Origin of the sequence: Pseudomonas sp. HY13-MNA-CIBAN-0226 (genome assembly GCF_040310305.1) — a bacterium.
Classification (GTDB): Bacteria; Pseudomonadota; Gammaproteobacteria; order Pseudomonadales; family Pseudomonadaceae; genus Aquipseudomonas; species Aquipseudomonas gregormendelii.
The window spans coordinates 1-234 of sequence record NZ_JBEOPS010000654.1 but is presented as its reverse complement, the minus strand read 5'-3'; the positions used below and the strand labels follow the sequence as shown (position 1 = coordinate 234).

Sequence of the window (234 nt, the reverse complement as noted above, 5' to 3'; positions counted from 1 at the left end):
ACTAGGGGCGATTTAAAGCACGCCGTTTTTCAGCAACCATCTGCATGTTTTGCCCCGTAGGTTGCTTGGTCCACAGTGTATTTTTCTCCAGCACTCGAGGAAAGTTGCTTAATGAGGCCTTTGCACGAGAAGCCCATCATATTGAGATACTGCTTCGCAGACCTCACCGCCTGCTGGTTCCAATCAATGTTCATGCTGTCCACTGCTATCGTAGCGTCAGAAACGTCGTAACCC

General features: G+C 49.6%; 1 protein-coding gene. It reads right to left on the bottom strand.

Annotated features, from left to right (window positions below):
* Window positions 1–29: 29 nt before the first annotated feature.
* Window positions 30–234: Ltp family lipoprotein (locus AAEZ05_RS30305; RefSeq protein WP_350650379.1), on the bottom strand; the 205-nt coding region annotated here is incomplete at its 5' end.